This window comes from Pseudomonas sp. P1_F1_2, from assembly GCF_056405815.1.
This window is the reverse complement of record NZ_JBFUBK010000201.1, coordinates 1-2,981: the sequence shown is the minus strand read 5'-3', so window position 1 is coordinate 2,981 and position 2,981 is coordinate 1. Positions and strand designations below refer to the sequence as shown.

Annotated in this window: 3 protein-coding genes; 2 read left to right on the top strand and 1 reads right to left on the bottom strand. The window is 46.7% G+C overall.

Annotated features, from left to right (window positions below):
• The first annotated feature begins 67 nt into the window (after window positions 1-67).
• Window positions 68-853, top strand: a complete 786-nt coding sequence (locus AC1D2P_RS30500) for a DUF4393 domain-containing protein (RefSeq protein WP_477811761.1) — start codon at window positions 68-70, stop codon at window positions 851-853.
• 225 nt (window positions 854-1,078) lie between these two features.
• Window positions 1,079-1,753 (top strand): uracil-DNA glycosylase family protein, encoded by a 675-nt coding sequence (locus AC1D2P_RS30495; RefSeq protein ID WP_477758543.1) that lies wholly within the window; start codon window positions 1,079-1,081, stop codon window positions 1,751-1,753.
• A gap of 202 nt (window positions 1,754-1,955) precedes the next feature.
• On the opposite strand, the gene AC1D2P_RS30490 is transcribed toward AC1D2P_RS30495, so the two are convergent.
• Window positions 1,956-2,489 (bottom strand): hypothetical protein, encoded by a 534-nt coding sequence (locus AC1D2P_RS30490; protein WP_477758542.1) that lies wholly within the window; start codon window positions 2,487-2,489, stop codon window positions 1,956-1,958.
• Window positions 2,490-2,981: the final 492 nt, after the last annotated feature.

Below are 2,981 nucleotides of genomic sequence, written 5' to 3'. Positions count from 1 at the left end.
GAAGGTGCTCGCTGTCTGAACCTTCGGCTAGCGGGGTGGTAACGTTGTGTATTGCTCTGGAGGAAGTATGTTGGATGTGAATGTGGAACTTCCTGCTGAAGTCGGTGAGCTGGCGAAGGAGGTTTATTCGGACRGCGTAAAAGAAATTKTTCGCGAAATTTCCAAGATCGGCGTGGACGCAGCCAAGACCTTGAGGTTAGCCCTTGCCCCGTTGCAATTCACGGCAATGCTTCAAGAACGGATGGCTATGTATTTTAAGCGAGCTGCGGATAAAGCATCCCCTGAAAACAGGGTCAGCCCTGCGCCGTCCTTAGCTTTGCCTATTTTAGAGAAGCTCCGTTACCAAGAGGACGGGGACCTGCTGACTGATATTTACGTGGAGCTTCTTTCCGCCGGCTTCGACAAGTCCCGCATGGGTGATGCCCATCCTGCGTTCTTGACAATCATTTCGCAGCTTTCGCCTGACGAAATTAGGCTGATTAATTCATTAGCGGGATCTGACCCCAAGAATTATTTTGGACGTGTGACCTCAGATTGGACTCAATCCTCGAAAGGCATCATTGGACATCTCAATGAAAGCGTCCTTGAGCCGGTCGAGATTGACTGGAGCCTTGTTGTGAACCCGGATGAGCTCTTATGGCCTATTCATTTACAAGTGTACGTAGGACATCTGCACTCTCTTGGGCTGATTGAATATGATAATGACTTAAAATACTTGTCCGGGCGCGGCTTGAATCACGGCAACGAGTGTTGGGCTATAAAACTCTCTGAGTTCGGCTCGTTGTTTCACCGTGCTTGTATCAAAGGTGCCCCATTGGAAAGCTTCGCAGTGACACCCCAAGATCGGATCTAATACTTCAGGTCGATCTGGGCTTGCAGGTCCAGGGCAGCTTGCATGACAGTGCATGGCCGACAGCCCCTAGCGAGGGGCTGCTTCCAATAGCAGACGCTCGGAGACGTATATTAAACGCGGATGATTCAAATTTGCAGATTAAATTTCCACCATGACGCACCCTCTTGGGGAGTCATACTAAAATTGGAGTMTGTATAGAGTTGTGCAAAAAAAACGGAGTGTTTTATGGAATTTCGAAAAGCCATCTCCCAGCATCTTCACCAGTTAGTCCAAGTATCTCGAAAAGACATATTCGGTGACTCCGACCTTAAATACACACCAATAAACCTGCCAGAAGATTCGGCGACCATGTTCGCCGGATACATTGGCGCAAATTACCAACAAGGTTCGGGGCTTTTACTCTTAGCAATAAATCCCGGCGGTGGCGGAGATGCATACACAAAGCGAATACCTGAAGATGAGATTTTCTACCCCCTTCTAAAGGAGTTCAAACAAGCTGGCGATGCCGAGGTATTTCCTGCCTTCGAAAACATCAACAACTCTTTCGCCTCCATTGTTCAGCGCTGGAATCTCTGGCGAATTCTTAAGCCAACGCTAGATGCCGCCAACAAATCAATCAATGAAGTCGCCTATATGAATATTGTCCCCTACCGAACTAGAGGAGACATACTGCCGCCGGTAGCAGCGCGCAAAGAGGCATGGCGGTGCATAATTGAACCTACTATCCAACTGCTCAATCCAAACGCCGTAGTCACCCTTGGCAAAAAGGCAGGTTCAGTAGTCGAAAAGCTGTATAGCGGGGAGCGACACCTTTACTGCGTCCCACGCACCATTGGAGACTCTTGGGTTTCTGAAGATGCACTTGCCGTGCATAGAAGAATGCGGAAAGATCTTGCGTAACGCGTAGTAAGCGATTCAAGCCGTTAACTGCCATCAATCGAGACTGAGCCCGCGCCCCTTAACCTAAACTATACGCCTCTCGATAGCCCTTAAATCTCCGCCCAATGCTTTGCCGCAGGTCAGACATGGGAGTTAATTTGACACAAAAAATGTCAGCCAAAAAAATGTATCCTTTTATTTTGGTTAAAATTTTTATAAGGCGTTATTCTTTATGATTTTCTTGATCAGGGAGCTTCAGGAGCTTATCGTATTTTCTGCTCTTATATTTACGAACACCTAGGTAGGAGGCAATTGAGAGTATTAGGTATAATAGCCACCCTTGCTGCGCGGTAAGAAAACTACTGAAGGCGCGCCCCAAAATAATTGAAACAACAAAAAAGATCATTAATCCGAAGAACAACCCGCCAAGTATATTTTTCTTCTCGTTTTCAGATCTGGTTCGAGAGTCAATTATTGTTTTAATTTTGTTGTGATTTTCGATTTTCTCCCGTAGTCGAGCCTGCCTGGAAGCCGCGGAGTTATATGTTTCGATATTGCTATTGGCACTGGAAATTATACCTACGAAGGAAACGAATATTACAAGTAAAACGCATATGGCTAAGAATGGATGATCAAAGGAGAGCCTGATTAAAATGTACCCTTGCTCATGCGTATCTAAATAAAAAAAACTTGCAATATCTGTAATAACTTGATCACTCCAGCTCCCTTCGAAAGCGTCTTTAAATATCTTGTTCATTTAAATTTATTCCTCGGATATTCTGATTAATTGAATTTCCGCTTGCTTGCTGGCCGTCTTCTGTCCGCCCAGACCAGTTGCTAGGGCTTGATTAGGGTTTCATGGGAAGCGTAGACAACAAACAACAGATCGAACCGCTGGAAAGCATAAAACACCACTTTAGTGGCACTATCCATCTTCCATTACTATGTCATCTCCCCGCTCCTGGCCGATTTCTGTCTGGCACCACCGTCAGCTACGGGTCGGTTTCAGCCCTTCGCGACAGGCAGCAATCGGCCGATTCTGTTGAAAAAGTCGGATTTTCAGCCTGAGTAAAATCAAGCACAGCTACCACCGGATAGCCTACTCACCACTTTGTGTGGTTTCTCGGCCCTTCGTTGACCTTTGCTGCGTCGTTATTGGGTTAATTTGAGGTTTTTGGCTTAGTGTAGGCGCACCTATCCCGTGACTGGTGGCCCTTGAGATGTCAGTTTGGCCAGCCGACGTAGGTTC